Genomic DNA, 24,187 nt, shown 5'->3' with positions numbered 1-24,187 from the left:
CGACTACTCGGCGCATTTCGATTTGGGGCTGGACATCACCGACGCCGCCGACGGCATTCAGGCGGTGTTCACCTATGCCTGCGACCTGTTCGATGAGGCGCGTATCGCGGGTCTTGCCGCTGACCTGCTGCGCATCTGCGCGCAAGTGGTGGCGCAACCTCAGGTGCGTCTGGCTGATCTGCAAATCGGCGCCGAGCGTTCATCCATCGCAGCCGAAACCGTGGCGTTCCCGGCCACCGATGTGCTGAGCCTGTGGAATGCCAGTGTCAGCGCACAACCGAATCGTCTGGCACTGCAAGACGAACTGCGCAGCGCCCGCTTTGCCGAGGTCGATGCCCAGGCAAATCAACTGGCGCAGCACCTGCGTCAGGCCGGTGTGGGCGTGGAAAGCCGCGTCGGCATCCTGCTGGAGCGCTCCCTGGAGTTCGTCGTCGGCCTGCTGGCGGTGCTCAAGTGCGGCGCGGCGTTTGTGCCAATGGACCCGAAATGGCCCGCCGAACGTCAGGCGTTTGTCCTGGCCGACAGTGGTACGCACTGGCTGATCAGCGATGTGGCTGCACCGGGCGACTTCCATGGCGACCTCATCAGCGTGGCTGCCGATGCCGCGTGGCGTACGCAGCCCGCTGAAGCGCGGAACCTGCGGCTCCACGCCGATAAGGCCGCGTACCTGATCTACACCTCCGGCACCAGCGGCACGCCGAAAGGGGTGGTCATCAGTCACGGCGCCCTGGCTGATTACGTGCAGGGCTTGCTCGCCCGTCTTGATCTGGCGCCCGAAGCGAGCATGGCGATGGTCTCCACCGTCGGCGCCGACCTGGGCCACACCGTGCTGTTCGGCGCGCTGTGCTCGGCGCGTGCGCTGCACCTGATCAGCCCCGACCGCACCAACGACGCCGACCGTTTCGCTGTGTACATGGCCGAGCACAAGGTGGGCGTGCTGAAGATCGTGCCGACCCATTTGAACGGCCTGTTGCAGGCGACCAACGCCGCCGATGTGCTGCCCGAACACGCGCTGATCCTTGGCGGCGATACGGTGCCGTGGGAGCTGGTGGCGCAGGTCAAACGCCTGAAGCCCGGCTGCCGGGTGATCAACCACTACGGCCCGACCGAAACCACCGTGGGCGTGCTGAGCAATGAGGCCTTTGGCGAGTCGACTGGCGACAGCGTGCCCGTCGGCCGCCCGCTCCCTAACGCCGTGGCGCTGATTCTCAACGACCAGCTGCAACCGGTGGTGCAGGGCGACGTTGGCGAGCTGTACATCGGCGGGCCGGGCCTGGCGCGCGGGTATCACCAGCGTCCGGCCATGACCGCTGCGGCCTTCATTCCGGACCCGAGCGGCAGCGGCGCGCGGCTCTACCGCAGCGGCGACCGTGCGCGCTTGCTGGCCAACGGGCAAATTCAGTTCCTGGGTCGCGCCGACGATCAGGTCAAGGTGCGCGGCTACCGCGTGGCCCTGGGTGAAATCGCCCAGCGGCTGCGCCAGCTTGACGGCCTGCGTGACGCCCATGTGCGCGTCGACGATCGCGGCCAATTGATCGCCTATGTACTAGTGATCAATGGCGCATCGGTAGACGGCGAGGCGCTGCGCACGCAATTGGCCCAGAGCCTGCCGGACTACATGGTCCCGAGCCACATTCTGACCCTCGACGCCCTCCCGCTGACCGCCAACGGCAAACTCGACGCCAGCGCGCTGCCGTCGCCAACCACAACGTCCGACGATTTCGAAGCGCCCCGTGAAGGGGTCGAAGCCGCACTCGCCGCACTGTGGCAAGCGGCGTTGAACGTCGAGGCGGTGGGCCGTCACGACAACTTCTTCACCCTCGGCGGCGACTCGATCCTCAGCCTGCAGATCATTGCCCGAGCGCGGCGTCAGGGCATTCGCCTGACGCCCAAGCAGTTGTTCGAAAAACAGACCATCGCCGAACTCGCCCAAGTCGCTACGGTGGCCGAAGCCAAGCCTGCTGCCGCGCCCGTTTCGGCATCCGTTGCACCCCGCGAGTTTGCCCTGACGCCAATTCAGGCGCGCTTCTTCAGCCTGCCCATCGCCCAGCGTCAGCACTGGAACCAGTCGCTGCTGCTCGACGTGCCCCAGGCGCTGGACACCGCGCTGCTGCAACAGGCCCTCGGGGCCGTGCTGGCCCACCACGACAGCCTGCGCCTGAGCTTTCATCAGAACGATGCAGGCCAGTGGCAGCAGCGTTACCGTGACAGCGAAAGTGCCGAGCGGGTGCTGTGGACCTGTGAGCTAAGCCGCGAAGACGATCTCGATTCGCTCAACGACGAAGCCCAGCGCAGCCTGAACATCGACACCGGTCCGCTGTTGCGCGTAGTGAATGCGCGCCTGCCGTCGGGCGAGGCGCGGTTGCTGCTGGCGATCCATCACCTGGCCGTGGACGGCGTGTCGTGGCGGGTGTTGCTGGAAGATCTGCAGCTGGCTTACAGCCAACTGGCGGCTGGAAAGAGCGTGGCATTGGCCGACAAAACCGCGAGCTTCCAGGCCTGGTCGCAGTCGTTGAGCACCCTGGCGCGCAGCCCTGAGCTGCAACAACAACTGCCGTACTGGCAAGGGCTGAACGCTGCCGATGCCATCCTGCCCGGCGATGCTTCGGTGCAAAGCCTTGTCGGCGACAGCCAAACCCTGCACCTGACCCTAGACGCAGCCGCTACACGTTGCCTGCTCAGCGAAGCCCCGGCGGCGTATCGCACACGCATCGATGACCTGCTGCTGGCGGCATTGTCCCAGGCGCTGTGGCAGTGGAGCGGTCGCCGTCGCCACGTCATCAGCCTCGAAGGCCATGGCCGCGAGGATGCCACTGGCAACCTGGACCTGAGCCGCAGCGTCGGCTGGTTCACCAGCTTGTACCCGCTGGCGCTGGACGCAGCGGATGGCGCGGTCGCTACCCTCAAGTCGGTGAAGGAAGCCGTGCGCGCGGTGCCGGAAAAAGGCCTCGGCTATGGCGTGCTGAAGTACATCACTAAGGCCGATTTGCCGGAGCTGATCGGCCAGGGCGTGACCTTCAACTACCTCGGCCGTTTCGACGACAGCGAGGGCGCGCTGTTCTCGCTGTCGAGCCGCACGCCGAAAAATCTACGAGACCCCCAAGGGCCGCTGGCCAATGCCCTGGCGGTGGACGGTCAGGTGCGCGACGGCCAGTTGCAACTGGACTGGACCTTCAGCAGTAAGCGCTTCAGCCGCGAGAGCATCGAGCAACTGGTGGCGCTGTATGAAGCGCAGTTGCTGCAGCTCATCGCCCATTGCAGCGATGAAACCAATGCCGGCCTGACGCCCTCGGATTTCCCGCTGGCGGCGTTGAATCAAACGCAACTCGATGCCCTCGGCATCCCTGCGCGGGAGATCGAAGATATCCTGCCGCTGGCGCCGATGCAGCAGGGCATTTTGCTGCACAGCCTGTTGGAGCAGGGCAACGGCATCTACCTGATGCAGGACCAGTACGACGTCGGGGCCAACGTGGATTTCGAGGCGTTCAAATTCGCCTGGCAGCAAGTGGTGCAGCGTCACCCGGCGTTGCGCACGGCGTTTCACGGCCTGGAAAGCGGCGTGCAGCGTCAGGTGGTGATGCGTCGCGTGCCGTCACCGGTGCAACTGATCGACCTCAGCCATCTGTCCCGCGACGCCGCCGAGGCCGAGCTGGATGACCTGCTGAAAAGCGAGCGCGAGCAGGGCTTCGATTTCGCCCGGGCGCCGCTGCTGCGCCTGCGCCTGATCAAGTTCGGCGAGGCGGATTTCCGCATCGTCCAGAGTCACCACCACGCCTTGATCGACGCCTGGTGCCGGGGCCTGATGCTCACCGAATTCTTCGCCCATTACCGCGCGTTTCTGGATGGGCGTCAGGTCAGCCTGCCGCCGGCGCGGCCGTACCGCGACTTCCTCGCCTGGCTCGCCGAGCAGGACGAAGCGGTGAGCCGCGATTACTGGCACAACGCATTGGCGGGCTTCACCGACGTTACGCCGCTGCCGTACCGCCACAGTCCTCAGGGTGACTCGCAGATGCGCGACGTGACCCTGGCGCTGGGCACCGATAAGACCGCAAAACTCGCCGAGCAAGCCCGCCAGCACCGCCTGACCGCCAACACCTTCGTTCAGGCCGCGTGGGCGTTGTTGTTGATGCGCCATGCCGACCGCGACGAAGTGCTGTTCGGCGTCACCGTGGCCGGTCGTCCGACCGAGCTGGAAGGCATCGAAGGCGCGATTGGGCTGTTCATCAACACTTTGCCGCTGCGCATCCGCCGGCCTGGCATCGGCGCCTCGGCGCTGGAGCTGCTCAACGCCTTGCAGGGGCAGAACGCCGACATGCGTCAGCACGAACATTTGTCCCTGGCCGACATTCAGCTGCTCGCCGACACCCCCCGCGGCCAGCCGCTGTTCGACAGCCTGTTTGTCTTTGAAAACGTTCCGTTGGGCGCCGAGGTGCAGCAGGCCGTGAACGAATACCGCATCAACCCGCTGGCCAACCGCACCCACACCAACTACCCGTTGACCGTGGTGCTGCTGCCGGGTGAATCCCTGCAACTGCAGCTGACCTACGACACCCGGCACTTCAACGACGCCGACATGGGCACGCTGGTCAGCCATTTCCGCCGTCTGCTCACCCAGTTGATCGACAACCCGCAGCAGACGCTGAGCCAGTTGCAGATCCTTGAGCACAACGAGCGTGAGCAGTTGCTGGCCCAAGGGCTCGGCCCGGTGCAACAGCATTGGTACGACATCAGCTACCTGGAGCGTTTCGAGGCGCGGGTGCTGGCCCATCCGGCCCAGGAAGTCGCGCGCTGCCAAGGTCAGAGCCTGAGCTACTGCGAACTCAATCGTCAGGCCAACCGCATCGGTCACGGCCTGATTGCAGCGGGCGTGCAGGGCGACGACGTGGTGGCGCTGTTCGCACCGCGCGGCCTGCCGTTGTTGAGCATGATCGTCGGCGCGTTCAAGGCCGGTGCGGCCTATCTGGCGCTGGATGATCGTCACCCGGCCGGGCGCAGCGCGCGCATGCTGGTGAGCAGCGCCGCGCCGGTGTTGCTGACGCCGCGGGAGTGTCTGCCCCAGGTCGAGGCGATCGTTGCGCTGGCCGAACGCAAACCCCGTGTGTTGGTGCTTGAAGAGCTGCTGACTGCCGCCGATGAGTCCGCCGACGAAAATCCGGGCCGCTACGCCACCGCCGAGCAACTGGCCTACGTCATCTACACCTCCGGTTCCACCGGCGAGCCGAAAGGCGTGATGGTCAATCAGCGCGGCATGCTCAACAACCAGATGTCCAAGCTGCCGTATCTGCGGCTGGGTGAGGGCGATGTCATTGCCCAGACCGCTGCCACCGGGTTTGACATTTCCGTGTGGCAATTCCTCACCGCGCCGCTGTTCGGCGGGCGCGTGGAGATTCTGCCGGACGCCGTGGTGCAGGACCCGCAACGGCTGCTGGAAGAAGTGGCGGCCAACCAAGTCAGCGTACTGGAATGCGTGCCGGCGGTGATCGACGCCATGCTCGCGGTCGCGCCCCAGCGGCTCGATGCTTTGCGCTGGCTGCTGCCGACCGGTGAAGCGCTGACCACCGACCTTGCCGCGCGCTGGTTTGCGCGCTACCCCGAGGTGCCGCTGGTCAACGCCTACGGCCCCGCCGAGTGCGCCGACGATGTCGCGCTGCACACCCTGACCGCCGCGCCGGCGCTCAACGCCAACATGCCGATTGGGCGGCCCACCGACAACAACGGCCTGTATGTGCTGGATTCCAACCTGCAACTGGCCGCGCCTGGTGTGGTGGGCGAGCTGTACATCGGCGGTGTCGGTGTCGGCCGTGGCTACGCCGCGCGGCCAGGGCTGACCGCCGAGCGCTTCCTGCCCGATCCGTTTGGCGAAACCGGTGCGCGGCTGTACCGCAGCGGCGACCTGGCCCGCTGGAATGCTGACGGCGCCCTGGAATACGTAGGCCGTGCGGACTTCCAGGTGAAGATCCGCGGCCAGCGCATCGAGCTGGGCGAAATCGAAAACCTACTGTTGGCACAACCCTCGGTGCACGACGCCGTGGTCAGCGCGCTACCGACGGCCCACGGCCCGCAACTGGTGGCCTATGTGGTCGCCGAGGCCCGGCAGGCGCTGTCCAGCGACGTGCTGAAAAGCGCGCTGGCGCAGACGCTACCGGCGTTCATGGTGCCGGCGCACGTGGTTGTGCTGGCGCAGATGCCGCGCAACGCCAACGGCAAGCTCGACCGCAAGGCCCTGCCGGCGCCGAGCCTGGAAGAACGCGTGTTCGAAGCGCCCGAAGGCGAACGTGAGGAAGTCCTCGCCGAGCTGTGGCAGAGCCTGCTCAAGGTTGAGCAGGTCGGTCGTCACGACAACTTCTTTGAACTCGGTGGTCATTCGTTGCTGGCGACGCGGCTGCTGTCGCGCATTCGCGAGCGCCTCGGGGTGAGCATCCCGCTGGCCCAGGCCTTCGAAGCCACCACCGTCGCCGCCCAGGCGGCGCTGATCGACACCTTGCAGGGGCAGACCCTGACACTCGACCGGCTCGATGCCCTGGACGAGTTAATGAATGAGCTGGAGGAAAGCAACTGATGTCGCAACCGAGCATGACTTCCCGGAGCAAACTGCTGGCGTTGGCCACGCGTTTCCTCAGCCTTGGCAGCGCTCAGCGTCGGGTGTTTTTGAACAAGCTGCGCGAGCAGGGCCTCGATGCGTCGTCGCTGCCGGTCCCGCCCGGCGTGGCAGGCGAGCGCAGCCCGGCGTCGTTTTCCCAACAGCGGCTGTGGTTTCTCGAACAACTGGAACCGGACAACAGCACCTACCATCTGCCGGGTGCCTTGCGGCTGAAGGGCGAGCTGAATGTTGGTGCCGTGGGAACGGCCTTCGAGCGCGTGGCCGAGCGTCATGCCAGCCTGCGCACGGTGTTCGCCACGGCTGAAGACGGCACGCCGGAGCAGGTGATTCAACCTGGTCAACCGCTGCCATTTGAACGTCTGCACGCAGCTGACGAAGCCGACGTGCAGGCGCTGGCCGATGCCTTCGCCCGACGCCCGTTCGACCTGGCCCAGGGCCCGCTGTGGCGCGTGGCGTTAATCGAACGCGCGGCAAATGAGCACGTGCTGCTGGTCTGTCTGCACCACATCATCGCTGACGGTTGGTCGATTCAAGTGCTGTTGCTGGACTTCGTCGAGGCCTATCGCGCCGCGCTTTCAGGTGGCGACGACAGCTTGGCGCCGCTGCCCCTGACTTATGCCGACGTCGCCCTGTGGCAGCGCGCCTGCCTGGACGCGGGCGAGGGTGATCGGCAACTCGCCTACTGGCGGCAACAACTGGGCGATGAGCCGCCGGTGCTGGAACTGCCGGCGGACCGTCCACGCCCGGCGCGCCAGAGTTTCCGTGGCGCGCGCCTGCCGTTCAGCTTCGACGCCGCGCTGTCCGGGCGCATGCGCGAACTGGCCCGGCAGCGCGGGGTGACGCTGTTCACCGTCCTGCTCGCGGCCTATCAAGTGCTGTTGCAGCGGATGAGCGGCCAGACCGATCTGCGCATCGGTGTACCCATTGCCGGCCGTCAGCGTGCCGAGACCGAAGGCCTGATCGGCTTCTTCGTCAACACCCAGATTCTGCGCGGCGAGGTCCAATCCGACGCCAGTTTCAGCCAGGTCATCGACGGCGTTCGCCGGGCTTCCCAGGGCGCACAATCCCATCAGGACCTGCCGTTCGAGCAACTGGTCGACGCCCTGGCGCCCGAGCGCAGTCTCAGCCACAACCCGCTGTTCCAGGTGCTCTACAACCATCAGCAACGCCAGGACGAAGCGCTGCAACTGATGCCCGGCCTCAACGCCACGCTGATGCCCCTGGACAACGGCAGCGCCCAGTTCGACCTGGCGCTGCACACTTGGGAAAACGCGGCGGGGGAACTGGCGGGCAACTGGAACTACGCCACGGATCTGTTTGATCACCGCAGCATCGAGCGGCTGCATGGGCGTTTTGAGCAGCTGTTTGCCGAGTTGCTGGAGCGGCCGGATGCGGCGATCGGTGACTTTGAGTTGCTGGATGCCGATGACCGCGCGCAGTTGTTGGCGGTGAATGACACAGCGCGGGACTGGGATTCGGAGCCGTTTGTTCATCGTCATTTTGAGCGGCTGGCGCAGGTACATCCCGAGCGCGAGGCGTTGCGCTTTGGCGATGAGGTGCTGAGTTATCGCGACTTGGATCAGCGGGCGAATCAGCTGGCCCATTACCTTCGGGAGCAGGGCGTCGGCCGCGAATCGCTGGTGGGCGTGGCGGCGTTGCGTTCGGTGGAAATGGTCGTTGCGCTGTATGCGGTGCTCAAAGCCGGCGCCGCGTATGTGCCGCTGGACCCGGAATATCCGGCTGATCGTCTGCGCTACATGCTGGAAGATGCCGGGATTGGCTTGCTGCTGAGCCACGATGCGGTCATCAATGACCTGCCGGTTGTTGAAGGGCTGCGTGTGCTGAATCTGGATCAGCGTGATCTCTCCGCGCAACCCGTCACGGCACCGGTTGTAGAGCTGCACCCCGAACAACTGGCCTACATGATTTACACCTCCGGTTCGACCGGAAAACCCAAAGGCGCCGGCAACACCCACGCAGCGCTGTTCAACCGTCTGGCGTGGATGCAGGACGCTTACGGGCTCGACGCTTCAGACGCTGTGCTGCAAAAAACACCGTTCAGTTTCGACGTGTCGGTGTGGGAGTTCTTCTGGCCGTTGATGGTGGGCGCGCGCTTGGTCGTTGCTCAACCGGGGGATCATCGCGATCCGCTGTTGTTGAAATCGTTGATCGAACAACAGCACATCACCACGCTGCACTTCGTCCCGTCGATGCTCGGTGCCTTCATGGCACAGGACGATCTTACTGGCTGCGTTTCCCTGAAACGCATCGTCTGCAGCGGCGAAGCCTTGCCCGCCGATCTGTCCCGGGAAACCTTGCAGCGCCTGCCCCATGCCGGCCTGTTCAATCTGTATGGCCCGACCGAAGCGGCCATCGACGTCACCCACTGGACCTGCGTTGATGAGCCGGGCGTTTCTGTCCCGATCGGCGCCCCTATCAGCAATCTGCACATCCACATCCTCGACAGCCGCCTCAACCCGCAACCCATCGGCGTACCGGGCGAGCTGTATATCGGCGGCGACGGCCTGGCGCGCGGTTATCACCTGCGCCCCGGTCTGACCGCCGAGCGCTTCGTTGCCAGCCCGTTTGGTCAAGGCGAGCGTCTGTACCGCACCGGTGACCTGGCCCGCTGGCGTGCCGATGGCGTGGTGGAATACCTCGGCCGTCTCGATCACCAGATCAAACTGCGCGGCTTGCGCGTGGAAATCGGCGAGATCGAAGCCGCTTTGCTCGATCACCCAGCCGTCAGCGAAGCAGTGGTCATCGCCCGTGAGCTCAGCACTGGCATGCAGCTGGTCGGTTATCTGGTCGCCGATGAGTTTGACGAAGAGCATCTGCGCACCCAGCTCAAACAGCGCCTGCCGGATTACATGGTGCCTGCGCACTTCGTTACGCTGGACAGCCTGCCGCTCTCGGCCAACGGCAAGCTCGACCGCAAGGCGCTGCCAGACCCACAAATTCAACAACGTGACTTCGAAGCGCCGCTGGCCGGAGTCGAAACCCAGCTGGCCGCGCTGTGGCAAGACCTGCTCGGCGTCGCGCAAATCGGGCGCCAGGACAACTTCTTTGCCCTCGGCGGCGACTCGATCCTCAGCCTGCAAATCATCTCCCGCGCCCGAAAGGCCGGCATCGTGCTGTCGCCCCGGCAGATGTTCGAACGCCAGACCATCGCCGAACTGGCCCAGGTCGCTCAGGTGGTCAGTCAGGATGCGCCCGCGGTCGAGCGCATCGAGCTGAACCGCGACATCCCGCTGACCCCGATTCAGCACTGGTTCTTCCAGCAGCCAATGCGTAACCGCAGCCACTGGAACCAGTCGCTGCTGTTGACCCCGAATGAAGTCCTGAACCTCCCGGCGCTGATCCAGGCCCTTCACGCCGTGCTTAACCATCATGACGCGCTGCGGATGCGCTTTGTGCAGCAGGACAACGGCCAGTGGCAGCAACGCTATCGCGCCCGCCTTTCTGCTGAAGAGCTTTCAGCTGACGAGCAGGCTCCCGACGGTCTGTTGTGGCAGCGTGAATGCAGCCTCGCGCAACTCAATGCAGCCTGCGACGAAGCCCAGGCCAGCCTCGATCTGCGAGACGGTCCGCTGCTGCGCGCCGTGCATTTCACCCTGCCCGACGGCGGCGAACGTCTGTTGCTGGTGGTGCATCACCTGGTCGTCGACGGCGTGTCGTGGCGCGTCCTGCTGGAGGACCTGCAAAACGCCTACACCCAGGCCCAAGCCGGCCTCGCCATCGACCTCGGCAACAAGAGCGCGTCGTTCCAGCGCTGGGCCAACCGTTTGCTGGATTTCGCCTACAGCGATGCCGTGCTGGCCGAAGCCGATTACTGGCGCAGCCTGCCGTCCGCACCTGCGTTGCCTTGCGCCCATCCACAGGGCGAAGCGCGCCAAAACAATGTGCGCCAACTGCATCTGCAACTGGACGCCGTGCGCACCGAGAAACTGATCAGCGAGGCCCCGGCGGCCTATCGCACGCAGATCAACGACCTGTTGTTGACCGCACTGGTGCGGGCGATGAAGCGCTGGAGCGGCGAGTCCCAGGCGATGATCGCCCTGGAAGGCCACGGCCGCGAAGACCTGTTCGACGGCGTTGATCCAGCGCGTACCGTCGGCTGGTTCACCAGCCTGTACCCGGTCAGCCTGTACGCCCACGACGACCTCGACGCCGCGCTTAAACACACCAAGGAAACCCTGCGCGCCGTGCCTAATGGCGGCCTGGGTTATGGCCTGTTGCGCCATCTGCGCGGCGAAGCCTTGCCGGCGCTGGACGGCTGCGTGCTGTTCAACTACATGGGTCGGCTGCAACACAGCAGCGGGCTCTTCAGCCTGGCCGAGGAGGGCAGCGGTGCCCAGCGCGCCGCCGATGCGCCGCTCAATGGCGAGCTGTCCATGGATGCGCAAATCCGTGACGGTCAGTTCAGCCTGACCTGCAGCTTCAGTGGCGAACGCCATGAGTCGGCGTCGATTCAGCGGCTGCTTGATGCCTACGGCGAAGCGCTGGACGAAGTGATCGAACACTGCCGCCATCACTCTGCGGTCACCCCGTCGGACTTCCCGGCACTCGCTCTGACTCAGGCACAACTCGACGCACTGCCGGTCGCCGCCTGGGATATCGAACAGTTGTATCCGCTGACGCCGATGCAGCAGGGCCTGCTGTTTCACACCGAACTGAGCGGCAGCGAGATCGCCGGAGAGGGCAGCGCGCGGGATCTGTACATCAATCAGGTGGCGCTGGACATCGAACACCTGCCGGTGACCCGATTCAAATCGGCGTGGGCGGCAGCGGTTCAGCGTCATCCGATCCTGCGCGCGGCGTTCCTGCGCGTGTCCGGCAGCGAACAACCGGTGCAACTGATTCGTCGCGATGCGGCGTTGGTGGTGCGCGAACTTGACCTGCGCAGCAGCGATCAGGCATTGGCCGACGTATTGGCCACCGAGCGCGAGACCCCGTTTGACCTGCACGCCGCGCCGCTGATGCGCGTTTTGCTGGTTCGCCAGAGCGAGACGCTGTGGAAACTGGTCTGGACCTTCCACCACATTCTGCTGGATGGCTGGAGCAGCGCGGCAGTGCTGGGCGAAGTGATTCAGGCGGCCATGTCCGACGCCACGCCGCAACCTGCCGGGCATTACGCCGATTACGTCCAATGGCTGCTGAGCCGCGACGCCGAGGGCAGCAAGACCTTCTGGCAGACCCACCTGGCCGGTTTCGACCAGCCAACGATGATGGCGGCGGCGCTGACCGCGCCGACCTCCAGCACCGGCGAGCCGTTGCCGAACCAGGTGCGGGTCACGTCCATGGACCTGAACAGCGAACTGCTCAACAGCGCCGCCCGCCGTCAGCGCGTGACCGTCAACACGCTGATTCAAGCGGTGTGGGTGTTGCTGTTGCAGCGCTACACCGGGCAGCAGCGGGTCGCCTTCGGCGCCACCGTGTCCGGCCGTTCCGCCCAGATTCCGGGCATCGAGCGCATGCTCGGGCTGTTCATCAACACCCTGCCGCTGGTGCAGGCGCCCGAGGCGCAGCAGAAGGTCGGCGACTGGCTGAACGACCTGCAAGCGCACAATCTGGAGCTGCGCGAACACGAACACACGCCACTGTTCGAGGCCCAGCGCTACGCAGGCCACGCCGGTCGCGACCTGTTCGACAGCCTGCTGGTCTTCGAGAACTACCCGGTGGACGCGGTGCTGCGGGACAAGCAGGCCAACGGCGTCAACCTGGGTTCCGTTGAACTCAGCGACAAGACCCACTACCCGCTGAGCCTGGCGGTGGTGGCGGGCGAGCACGCCCATGTGCACGTCAACTACCACAGCAACGTGTTCAGCGCCGAACAGATCGAGCGCTTGTGCGGGCATTTTCAGGCATTGCTGGACGGCCTCTGCCGCTTCCCCGAGGCGCGCATCGGCGAGCTGTCGATGCTCACCGAAGGCGACATCGACGCCATGCACGCCTGGAACACGCCGCCGTTTTCGCCCTACGTGGATCGGCCGATTCACGAGCTGATCGCCGACCACGCGCGCATTCGGCCCGACGCCATCGCGCTGGTCCATGGCGATGAACGCCTGACCTTTGCCGAGTTCGACCGCCGTGCCAATCAACTGGCCCACGCCTTGCGCGCCCGGGGCATCGGCACCGAAGTCCGCGTGGCAATCGCAATGGAGCGGGGGATTGATCTGTGGCTGGCGTTTTATGCCGTGCTCAAAGCTGGCGGGGCGTACATTCCGCTCGACCCGGATTACCCGACCGAGCGCCTGCGTTACATGCTGGAAGACGGCGGTGTGAAGCTGTTGATCAGCCACGATGCCGCGCTGAATCGGGTACCGGTCGGTGATGTGCCATTGCTTAATCTGGACGAACTGGACTGCTCATGCGAGCCATTCACGGCCCCGGACGTCACGATTCATCCGCAGCAACTGGCTTACCTGATTTACACCTCGGGTTCGACCGGTAAGCCGAAAGGCGCGGCGATCGCCCACGCCGACATTTCGATGCACATCCAGACCATCGGCGAGCGTTATCGCTTTACGCCGGAGGACCGCAAGTTCCACTTCCTGTCGATCAGCTTCGACGGCGCCCACGAAGGCTGGATGATGCCGCTGTGTTACGGCGCCCGCGTGGTGCTGCGCGATCAGGAACTGTGGAGCGTCGAGCAGACCTACGACACGCTGATTCGCGAAGGCATCACCGTGGCCTCCTTCCCGCCGAGCTATCTGCGTCAGCTGTCCGACTGGGCCGGTGTGCAGGGCAAGGGGCCTGGCGTGAAAACTTACTGCTTCGCCGGTGAAGCCTTCAGCCGGGAAATGCTCCACGACGTGATTCGCAATTTGCAGCCGCTGTGGATCATCAACGGCTATGGCCCGACCGAGACTGTAGTCACGCCGACCTTGTGGCTGGCCTCCGCCGACACTGCCGACTTCACCACCGCCTACGCGCCGATTGGGGATCTGGTGGGTGATCGCCAAGGCTACGTGATGGACGCGGACCTCAATCCGCTGCCCCAAGGGATTGCCGGCGAACTCTATCTGGGTGGCGCCGTGGCGCGGGGTTATCTGGACCGTCCCGGCGCAACGGCCGAACGCTTCTTGCCGCATCCTTTCAAGGCCGGTGAGCGCCTCTACCGCAGCGGCGACCGCGTACGTCTGAACAGCGAAGGGCTGCTGGAATACCTCGGCCGTATCGACCACCAGATCAAGATTCGTGGCTTCCGCATCGAGGCCGGTGAGATCGAAGCGGCGCTGAAAGCCTGTGACGGCGTGCGCGAGGCCTTGGTCGTTGTCCGTGACAGCGCGAACGGAAAGGTCCTGCTGGGTTATGTCGGCGGCAACGGTCTGGCCGAGGACAGCCTCAAGCAACAGCTGAAAAACACCCTGCCGGAATACATGGTGCCGGCGCACATCGTGATCATGGAACGTTTGCCGCAGTTGCCCAACGGCAAACTGGACCGCAACGCGCTGCCCGATCCGCAGGTGATCTCCAGCGATTACCAGGCGCCGCAAACGGTGCTTGAACAGCAATTGGCGGCGCTGTGGCAGCCACTGCTGGGCATCGACGCCGTCGGCCGCAACGATCACTTCTTCGAGCTTGGCGGCCACTCGCTGCTGGCGATGCAACTGATCTCCCGGCTGCGCCATGAGCATCAACTGAGCGTGCCGTTGCGTGCCCTGTTCGACGCGCCGCGCCTCAGCGATTTCGCCCAGCGTATTGCGGGCTTGGGGCACACCGATGCCAAGCAGCTTGAGCTGACCCCACGCCAGCAGGAACGAGCCGTGCAGTCGTTCTCCCAGCAGCGCCTGTGGTTCCTCGATCAGCTGCAACCCGGCGGTCACGCTTACAACCTGCCGGGCGCCGTGCGCTTGTGCGGCGAGCTGAACGAGACTGCATTGCAGGCGGCATTCGACGGCCTGACCGCGCGCCATGAAGTGCTGCGCACACGATTCCTGGCGGTCGATGGCGTGCCGATGCAGCAAATCGAGCCTGCCCAGTCTGTGCAGATTGAGCGAATAGATATCAGCCATGAAGGGGATGTCGACACCGCCTTCAACGCCTTGGCCCAAGCCTTCGTCAAGCGCCCGTTCGATCTGTCGTGCAGCCCGGTCTGGCGGCTGGCGCTGGTGCGTGTCGCGGCCGACGAACAGCGCTTGCTGCTGTGCCTGCACCACATGATCTCGGACGGCTGGTCGGTGCGTGTGCTGCTGCAGGAATTCTGCGAGCTGTACCGCGCCGCCGTGGAAAACCGCGCGCCGCAACTCACGCCATTGCCGGTGCAATACGCCGATTTCGCCGCCTGGCAGCGCGAATGGCTGGCGGCGGGCGAGGGCGAGAAGCAGCTGAATTACTGGCGCGAGCAACTGGGCGACGAGCATCCAGTCCTGGAGCTGCCGACCGACCGGCCGCGTCCGCCCCAGCAAAGCTACCGCGGCGACCGCGTGCTGTTCGCCTTCGATGCCGCGTTCAGTCAGCGCCTGCGCGAGTTCGCGAAACAGCAGGGCGTCACGCCGTTCATGGCGATCCTGTCGGCGTACCAGGTATTGCTGCATCGCCTGAGCGGACAGAACGACCTGCGCATGGGCGTGCCGATTGCCGGCCGTTCGCGGCTGGAAGTCGAAGGGCTGATCGGCTTCTTCGTCAGCACCCAGGTGCTGCGCGCCGAGGTATCTGCCGAGCAGACCTATCTTCAGGTGCTGGAGCATGCCAAGGCGCGAACCCTCGGTGCCCAGGCCCATCAAGACCTGCCGTTCGAGCAACTGGTCGAAGCGCTGCAACCTGCGCGCAGCCTGAGCCATAACCCGTTGTTCCAGGTGGCGTACGACCATCAGCAGCGTGATTTCGAATCCCTTTCAGGTCTGCCCGGCCTGCGCGCCGACGTGCTGCCGCTGGACGATGGCAGCAGCCAGTTCGACCTGGCGCTAAACACCCATGAAGACGCCGACGGCGGGCTGGGTGGATCGTGGACTTACGCCACGGATCTGTTTGAACACGGCAGTATCGAGCGCTTGCATGGGCGCTTTGAGCAACTGTTCGCCGAGTTGATCGAGCAGCCGGATGCGGCGATTGGTGACTTTGAATTGCTCGATGCCGAAGACCGCGCGCAGTTGGCGTTGGTCAACGACACGGCGCGGGAGTGGGACTCGGAGCCGTTTGTGCATTGGCATTTTGAGCGGCTGGCGCAGATGCACCCTGAGCGGGAGGCGTTGAGCTTTGGCGAGCAGGTGTTGAGTTATCGCGAGCTGGATCAGCGTGCGAATCAGCTGGCCCATTACCTTCGGGAGCAGGGCGTCGGGCGCGAATCGCTGGTGGGCGTGGCGGCGTTGCGTTCCGTAGAGATGGTGGTTGCGCTGTATGCCGTGCTCAAAGCCGGTGCCGCGTATGTGCCGCTGGATCCCGAGTACCCGGCGGATCGTCTGCGCTACATGCTCGAAGACGCCGGGATCGGCTTGCTGCTGAGCCACGATGCGGTGGTCGCTGATCTGCCAGTTGTCGAAGGCCTTCGTGTCGTAAATCTGGATCATCTGGCGCTGGCGTCTTATCCCTTCACCGCGCCTGCTGTAGAGCTGCACCCCGAGCAACTGGCCTACATGATTTACACCTCCGGCTCGACGGGGAAACCGAAGGGCGCGGGCAACACTCACGCCGCGCTGTTCAACCGCTTGGCCTGGATGCAAGAGGCTTACGCCCTCGACGCATCAGACGCGGTATTGCAAAAGACGCCGTTCAGTTTCGATGTGTCGGTTTGGGAGTTCTTCTGGCCGTTGATGGTCGGTGCGCATCTGGTGGTCGCCCAGCCGGGTGATCATCGCGATCCGCTGGTGTTGAAGACGCTGATCGAACAACAGCAGATCACCACGCTGCATTTCGTGCCGTCGATGCTCGGGGCCTTCATGGCTCAGGACGATCTCACCGGTTGCGCTTCCCTCAAACGCATCGTGTGCAGCGGCGAAGCCTTGCCTGCCGATCTGGCCCGGGAAACCCTGCAGCGCCTGCCACACGCTGGCCTGTTCAATTTGTATGGCCCAACCGAAGCGGCCATCGACGTCACCCACTGGACCTGCGTTGATGAGCCGGGCGTTTCCGTGCCCATCGGTCGCCCGATCAACAACCTGCACATCCACATCCTCGACAACCGCCTCAACCCGCAACCCATCGGCGTGCCGGGCGAGCTGTACATCGGCGGCGACGGTCTGGCGCGGGGTTATCACCTGCGTCCTGGCCTGACTGCCGAGCGTTTCGTGGCGAGCCCATTCGGCACCGGCGAGCGGCTGTATCGCACCGGTGACCTGGCGCGCTGGCGTGCCGACGGCGTGGTGGAATACCTCGGCCGTCTCGATCACCAGATCAAACTGCGCGGCTTGCGCGTGGAAATCGGCGAGATCGAAGCGGCTTTGCTGGATCATCCGGCGGTCAATGAAGCGGTGGTCATCGCCCGTGAACTCAGCACTGGCATGCAGCTGGTGGGCTATCTGGTCGCCGAGGCGTTCGACGAAGAACACCTGCGCAGCCAACTGAAACAGCGCCTGCCGGATTACATGGTCCCGTCGCACTTTGTCAGGCTGGACAGCCTGCCGCTGTCGGCCAACGGCAAGCTCGACCGCAAAGCGCTGCCCGACCCGCAGATCCAGCAACGGGCTTTCGAAGCGCCGCTGGCCGGGGTTGAAGCCCAACTCGCTGCCCTGTGGCAAGACCTGCTCGGCTTCGCGAAGATCGGCCGTCAGGACAACTTCTTCGCCCTCGGCGGGCATTCGTTGCTGGGCATTCAACTGGTGGCGCAGATCCGCCGCGACCTGAAACTTGAGCTGCCCCTGCGCGCGCTGTTCGAGTCGCCGGTGCTGGCTGACCTCGCTCACTACCTGAACACCCAGGCCGTCGCCACGGCGATGCCGGCTCTGCATCTTCGTGCCGACCGGGAATTCGCGCCGCAGTCCTTCGCTCAGCAGCGCCTGTGGTTCCTCGCGCAACTGGAACCGGAGAGCGTCGCGTACAACCTGCCGTGCGTGCTCAACCTCAGCGGCGCGCTGAAACTCGACGCCCTGCAGCAGACCTTTGACGCCCTGGCGGCCCGTCACGAAACCCTGCGCACCTGTTTCCGCCCGTCACCGATGCAAAACGGCGAAGCGGTGCCCCAGCAACGGATTTTGCCGGTCACCAGCGTACACATCGCCCGTCACGACCTGCGCGACGACGCGGCGCCGGAAGCCGCATTCGACGCGCTGGCAGAGGATTTCATGAACCAGCCGTTCGACCTCGACGCCGAGCGCGCGCCATGGCGGGTGGCCCTGGCGCGGGTCGCGGACGATCAGTGGCGCCTGCTGCTGTGCATGCACCACATCATCTCGGACGGCTGGTCGGTGCAGGTCATGCTCGAAGACTTCGCCGCGCTGTATCGCCGGTTCGCCCAAGGCAACGATGTGCAGTTGGCTGAGCTGCAACTTACAGAGCTCAGCGTGCGATACGCTGACTACGCCGCTTGGCAGCGCGAATACCTGAGCGGCGCCGAGCGCGAGCGCCAGTTGAACTGGTGGCGTGAGGCGCTGGGTGACGAACAGCCGGTGCTGGAGCTGCCGGCGGACCGTTCGCGTCCCGCCGAGCGCGACGGCAAAGGCGGGCGCCATGCCTTTGTGCTGCCGCAAGATCTCGCCGACACGCTGCGCCAGACCGCCAAAGCCCACGATGCCACGCTGTTCATGCTGTTCCTGGCCTCGTTCGACACGCTGCTTTATCGCCTCAGCGGCCAGCGCGACCTGCGCATCGGCGTGCCGGTGGCAGGGCGGGCCGAGGTGCAGACCCAAGGCCTGATCGGCTTCTTCGTCAACACCCTGGTGCTGCGCGCCCAGGTCAGCGGCGACCAGCCGTTCACCGCGCTGCTCGCTCAGGTCAAGGACAACCTGCTCGGCGCCCACGCCCATCAGGACCTGCCGTTCGAGCAACTGGTGGAAGCGCTGCAACCGGCGCGCAGCCTCAGCGTCAACCCGCTGTTCCAGGTCAGTTACAACCACCAGCAACAGCCGGATATGTCGCTGTTGCAGTTCGATGATTTGAGCTGCGACGCCCGCCCGTGGGACATCAAGGGCGCGCAGTTCGATCTGGTCCTCAGCACCTTCGAGCACCGCGACGGCTGCATCAGCGGCTACCTCGATTACGCCACCGACCTGTTCGACGCCTCGACCGTGGCGCGTTTGTTCGAACAACTGGTCACGCTGCTGCAGGCGATTTGCGCCCAGCCCGACGCTGCCATCGGCGATCTGCCGTTGCTCGGCGAGACGGACCTGGCCGCGCTGGACCAATGGAACACGCCGCCGTTCTCGCCTTACGTGGATCGCCCGATCCATGAGTTGATCGCCGACCATGCGCGCATTCGGCCTGACGCCATAGCGCTGGTCCATGGCGAACAGCGCCTGACCTTTGCCGAGTTCGACCGCCGCGCCAACCAGCTGGCCCACGCCTTGCGCGCGCGGGGCATCGGCACCGAAGTGCGCGTGGCGATTGCCATGGAGCGCGGGATTGATTTGTGGCTGGCGTTTTATGCCGTGCTGAAAGCCGGCGGCGCTTATATCCCCCTCGACCCTGATTACCCGACCGAGCGCCTGCGCTACATGCTCGAAGACGGCGGCGTGAAGCTGCTAATCAGCCACGATGCCGCGCTGGATCGTGTGCCGGTGGGTGATGTGCCGGTACTCAATATCGATCAGCTCGATTGCTCGTCCGAGCCGGTGACGGCACCGGATGTGGTGATTCATCCGCAGCAACTGGCGTACCTGATTTACACCTCGGGCTCCACCGGCAAGCCGAAGGGCGCGGCCATCGCCCACGCCGACATCTCGATGCACATCCAGACCATCGGCGAGCGTTATCGCTTCACGCCGGAGGACCGCAAGTTCCACTTCCTGTCGATCAGCTTCGACGGCGCCCACGAAGGCTGGATGATGCCCCTGTGCTACGGCGCCCGGGTGGTGTTGCGCGACCAGGAACTGTGGAGCGTCGAGCAGACCTACGACACGCTGATGCGCGAGGGCATCACCGTGGCCTCGTTCCCGCCGAGCTACCTGCGTCAGCTGTCCGACTGGGCCGGTGTGCAGGGCAAAGGGCCGGGAGTGAAGACCTACTGTTTTGCCGGTGAAGCCTTCAGCCGGGAAATGCTCCATGACGTGATCCGTAATCTGCAGCCGTTGTGGATCATCAACGGCTACGGCCCGACCGAAACCGTGGTCACGCCGACGCTGTGGCTGGCCTCCGCCGAGACTGCCGACTTCACCACCGCCTACGCGCCGATCGGTGATCTGGTGGGTGATCGTCAGGGCTACGTGATGGACGCGGATTTGAACCCGCTGCCCCAGGGCATTGCTGGCGAACTCTATCTGGGCGGCGCGGTGGCGCGGGGTTATCTGGACCGTCCCGGCGCGACCGCCGAGCGTTTCCTGCCGCACCCGTTCAGGGCTGGCGAACGCATCTACCGCAGCGGCGACCGCGTGCGCCTCAACAGCGAAGGGCTGCTGGAGTACCTCGGCCGTATCGACCACCAGATCAAGATCCGTGGCTTCCGCATCGAGGCCGGCGAGATCGAAGCGGCGCTCAAGGCCTGCGAGGGCGTGCGCGAAGCGCTGGTGATCGTCCGCGACAAAGGCAACGGCAAGCAGTTGCTCGGTTATGTCGGCGGTAATGACCTGTCGGAAGACAGCCTCAAAAATCAGCTGAAAAACACCCTGCCGGAATACATGGTGCCGGCGCACATCGTGGTCATGGAGCGCTTGCCGCAGTTGCCCAACGGCAAGCTCGATCGCAACGCGCTGCCGGATCCGCAAGTCCGCAGTCAGGCCTTCGAAGCGCCGGAAGGTGAGCGGGAAGTCGAGCTGGCAAGGGTCTGGCAGCAATTGCTGGGCGTCGAAACCATCAGCCGTCAGGACAGCTTCTTCGAACTGGGCGGCGATTCGATCCAGTCGCTGGCCGTGATCACCCGTCTGCGTCAGGTGGGTTTGAAGCTGCTGCCCAAGGACGTGTTCAGCCATCCGCAGCTCAAGGATCTGGCCCTGCGCGTCACGGTCATCGAGGCCAGCGCAGCGCCGTTGATTGAAGACGCGCCCACCGGCGAGCTGCCGTTGACGCCGATTCAGGCGCACTTCTTCGAGCAACCGATGAGCAATCGCGCGCACTTCAATCAGGCGTTGTTGCTGGACGTGCAGCGCCCGCTGGAAGCGCCGCTGTTGAGCCAAGCGCTGGCCGCGCTGCTGAGTCACCACAACGGCCTCAACCTGAGTTTCCATCAGCACGCCGACGGTTGCTGGCAGCAGCAGTATCGAGCGACGCCGGCTGCCGACAGCCTCTGGCTGCGTGACGTGGCCGACGAGCGCGCCATGACTGCGCTGTGCGAACAGGCCCAGCGCAGCCTTGATCTGCATGACGGTCCGCTGTTGCGCGTGGTGCTGGCGCAGATGCCCGAGGGGCAAAAGCTGTTGCTGGTCGCCCATCACCTGGTGGTGGATGGCGTCTCGTGGCGGGTGCTGCTGGAGGATCTGGCGCGGGCTTACGCCCAAGTCGCTTCGGGCAGTGCGGTTGATCTCGGACCAAAATCCAGTAGCTTCCAGCGCTGGGCGCAGCATCTGGTCGATGCGGCACTGGCGCCTGCGCGTCAAGGCGAAGTGGCGCAATGGCGGGAGCAGGTCGGCAACTCCGAGCCGCTCTGGCCAGTGGACCACCCGGAAGGCCGCGCCACGCAACAGGACCTTGAACAGTGCGAGCTGCTGCTGGACGCTGGGCTGACCCATCGTCTGCTGCGCGAAGCCCCGGCGGCACTGGCGGCGCGCACCGATGAAATCCTGCTGGCGGTGCTCGCCGAGGCACTGAAAGGCTGGAGTGGCCAGCCCGACACGCTCGTTGCGCTGGAAGGCCATGGCCGCGAAGCCCTGGCTGAGGGCCTGGATGTCGGTCGCACGGTGGGCTGGTTCACCAGCCTGTTCCCGCTGCGGGTGCGTGCTGCTGCCGATATACGCCAGACGCTCGCCAGCGTGCGCGACAGCCTGCGGGGCTTGCCGGACAAGGGCGTCGGCTTCGGACTGCTGCGCTATCTGGGCGACGATTCGGCGCGGCAGTCACTGGCCGCACTGCCCGAACCCAAGGTGGTGTTTAACTACCTCGGTCAGTTTGATCAGGACCTGGGCGATGGCCGCTTCACGCCGTCGAAGGTGTCGGCGGGCGCGCTGGTGGATCCGTCTACGCCGCTTAATCGCGAGCTGGAAATCAACGGTCAGGTCTTCGCCGGGCAACTGGGGCTGACCTTCCGTTTCAGCGGTCAGCGCTATCAGCGCAAGACCATCGAACGCCTGCAAACGGCCTATCGCGACGGGTTGGTGGCGTTGCTGGACAGCCTGCCGTCTGCACAACCTGCAGCACCGCAAAGCCTGCCTGTCAGCCGCGAGGGCGCGCCGAATCCGCTGATTCGTCTGAGCAGCGGCGCCAGCGACAAGCCGCCGGTGTTCTGTGTGCACCCGGTCAGCGGCACGGTGGTCGGTTACTACGCACTGGCCCGCCGGCTGTCTGCGCAGTGGGACGTCTGGGGCATCCAGAACCGTCAGGTGCTGGACGGCCAGTGGCGCGACAGTTCTATCGAGCAAATGGCCCGGGACTACGTCAAAGCGCTGCTCGAACAACAGCCGTCCGGGCCATACCGGCTGATCGGCTGGTCCATGGGCGGGACGATGGTCCTGGAAATGGCCCGACTGCTGACCCGCCTCGGCAAGCGCGTCGAGTTCGTCGGCCTGATCGACGGCTACGTACCGGGTGCCGGCCAGCCGCGTCCTGTCCTTCCAGAAACGGCCCCGGAAAGCCCGGCTCTGGACGCTGGCGATGAAGGCCTGGAAGCCGACGCGCACTGGCAACAGTTGCTCGGCGTCGAGCGGCACATGCGCCAGCTGGCCAATCAATGCCGCCAGGTCCACGCCCTCAGCGTGCCGGTCTACGCCTGGTGGGCCGAGCGCTCGCCGGAAAATAACGATAACGCACCGGCTCTTCTGGAGCAGGGCATGGGTGTTCGCTTGCAGGTTTCTGCCTGGATCGACGCCGACCACCTTTCGATCGTCCGTGATCAGCTGTTCATCACTCAACTTGCCGAGGCCCTCGCGCAGGTCAACGAACGCCCTCATTCCCACGATTTCCAGGAGCACGAACATGCATAGCCAACACAACGTGACGCCGATTGCCCCTCGCCACAGCGAGGCGCTGTCGAGCAGCCCGGACACCGCCGTGGCCAACGCCGACTACCGCTTTGCGCCGACCCCGCGCCTGGAGCGGCAGGCTGCCGTGGAATCCAACGCCCGCAGCTACCCGCGGCGTATCCCCCTGGAACTCAAGCGCGCCCAAGGCATTCACGTGCAGGACAGCGAAGGGCGCTGGTTCATCGATTGCCTGGCCGGCGCCGGCACCCTGGCGCTGGGGCACAACCACCCCGAGGTGATCCAGGCCATGCGCGCCACCCTCGACGGCCAGCGTCCGCTGCACACCCTGGACCTGATGACCGAAGCGAAGGACGACTTCATTAGCGAACTGTTCGCGCTGCTGCCGAAGGAATTCGCCAAGGACGCGCGCATTCAGTTCTGCGGCCCGGCCGGTACCGATGCGGTGGAAGCGGCGCTGAAACTGGTGCGCACCGCCACCGGGCGCAGCAACCTGATGGCCTACCACGGCGCCTATCACGGCATGACCCAGGGCGCCCTGGCGCTGATGGGCAACCTCGGGCCGAAAACCTATCTGGACGGCATGGCCGGCGGCGCGCAGTTCCTGCCGTTTCCCTACGACTACCGCTGCCCGTTTGGCGTCGGTGGCGAGGCCGGCGAGCGCATCGGTCTGCACTACATCGAGAACCAGCTGACCGACCCGGAAAGCGGTGTGTTGCCACCCGCCGGGATGATTCTGGAAACCCTGCAGGGGGAGGGCGGCGTGGTACCGACTTCGGCGAACTGGCTGCGGGAAATCCGCCGCATCACCCGCGACGCCGGCGTGCCGCTGATTCTCGACGAAATCCAGTGTGGCGTCGGCCGCACCGGCAAGCCGTTTGCCTTCGAACACGCGGGGATCGTGCCGGACGTGCTGGTGCTGTCCAAAGCCATCGGCGGCGGCCAGCCGATGGCAGTGGTGGTCTACAACAAGTCCCTGGACGTGTGGAAACCGGGCTCCCACGCCGGCACCTTCCGCGGCAACCAACTCGCGATGGTCGCCGGTTCCACCACCCTGCGCATCGTCCGCGAACAGCAACTGGACCTGCACGCCGCTGCCATGGGCGAACGCCTGATCGGCCACCTGCGCTCGCTGCAAAAAGACTTTCCGCAGATGGGCGATGTGCGCGGCATGGGCTTGATGCTCGGCGTGGAAATGGTCGACCTCGAGGGCCGCCCCGACGCCCTCGGTCACTTCCCCCACAGCGGCGCGCTGGCCTCGAAGATTCAGCGTGAATGCCTGCAACGCGGACTGATCATCGAAGTGGGCGGCCGGCACTCGTCGGTCATCCGCTTCCTGCCGCCGCTGATCGTCACCGCCGCGCAGATCGACCAGATCGCCGACATCTTTGCCGCCGCCGTTTCAGCGGCCGTCAAACAGCCTTAA

The 24,187-nt window shown here is 65.1% G+C and carries 3 protein-coding genes (1 of these 3 running past the window's edge); all 3 read left to right on the top strand.

Annotated features, from left to right (window positions below; translation table 11 throughout):
• Tightly spaced (each overlapping or abutting the next), the 3 genes in view from ACQKEN_RS14985 to ACQKEN_RS14975 form a layout consistent with a single transcriptional unit that may run on beyond the window.
• A protein-coding gene (locus ACQKEN_RS14985) for an amino acid adenylation domain-containing protein (RefSeq protein WP_427686571.1) crosses the window boundary here: on the top strand, positions 1–6,559 show its 3' portion. Its footprint begins 3,176 nt before the window's first position; only the last 6,559 of its 9,735 coding nucleotides appear in the window; the start codon falls outside the window, past its left edge; it ends in the stop codon at positions 6,557–6,559.
• The gene (locus ACQKEN_RS14980; RefSeq protein ID WP_427686569.1) at positions 6,559–22,764 is read left to right on the top strand and encodes a non-ribosomal peptide synthase/polyketide synthase; all 16,206 of its coding nucleotides are present in this window, start codon (positions 6,559–6,561) and stop codon (positions 22,762–22,764) included. Before ACQKEN_RS14985 ends, ACQKEN_RS14980 begins: the two co-directional genes overlap by 1 nt.
• Positions 22,757–24,187 (top strand): aspartate aminotransferase family protein, encoded by a 1,431-nt coding sequence (locus ACQKEN_RS14975; RefSeq protein WP_427686567.1) that lies wholly within the window; start codon positions 22,757–22,759, stop codon positions 24,185–24,187. The genes ACQKEN_RS14980 and ACQKEN_RS14975 overlap by 8 nt, the downstream gene beginning before the upstream one ends.

Origin of the sequence: Pseudomonas sp. NPDC078416 (genome assembly GCF_050268485.1) — a bacterium.
In the GTDB taxonomy this organism is placed as follows: Bacteria; Pseudomonadota; Gammaproteobacteria; order Pseudomonadales; family Pseudomonadaceae; genus Aquipseudomonas.
Note: the sequence above shows the minus strand (reverse complement) of the source record. Positions and strands in the feature narration are given on the sequence as shown.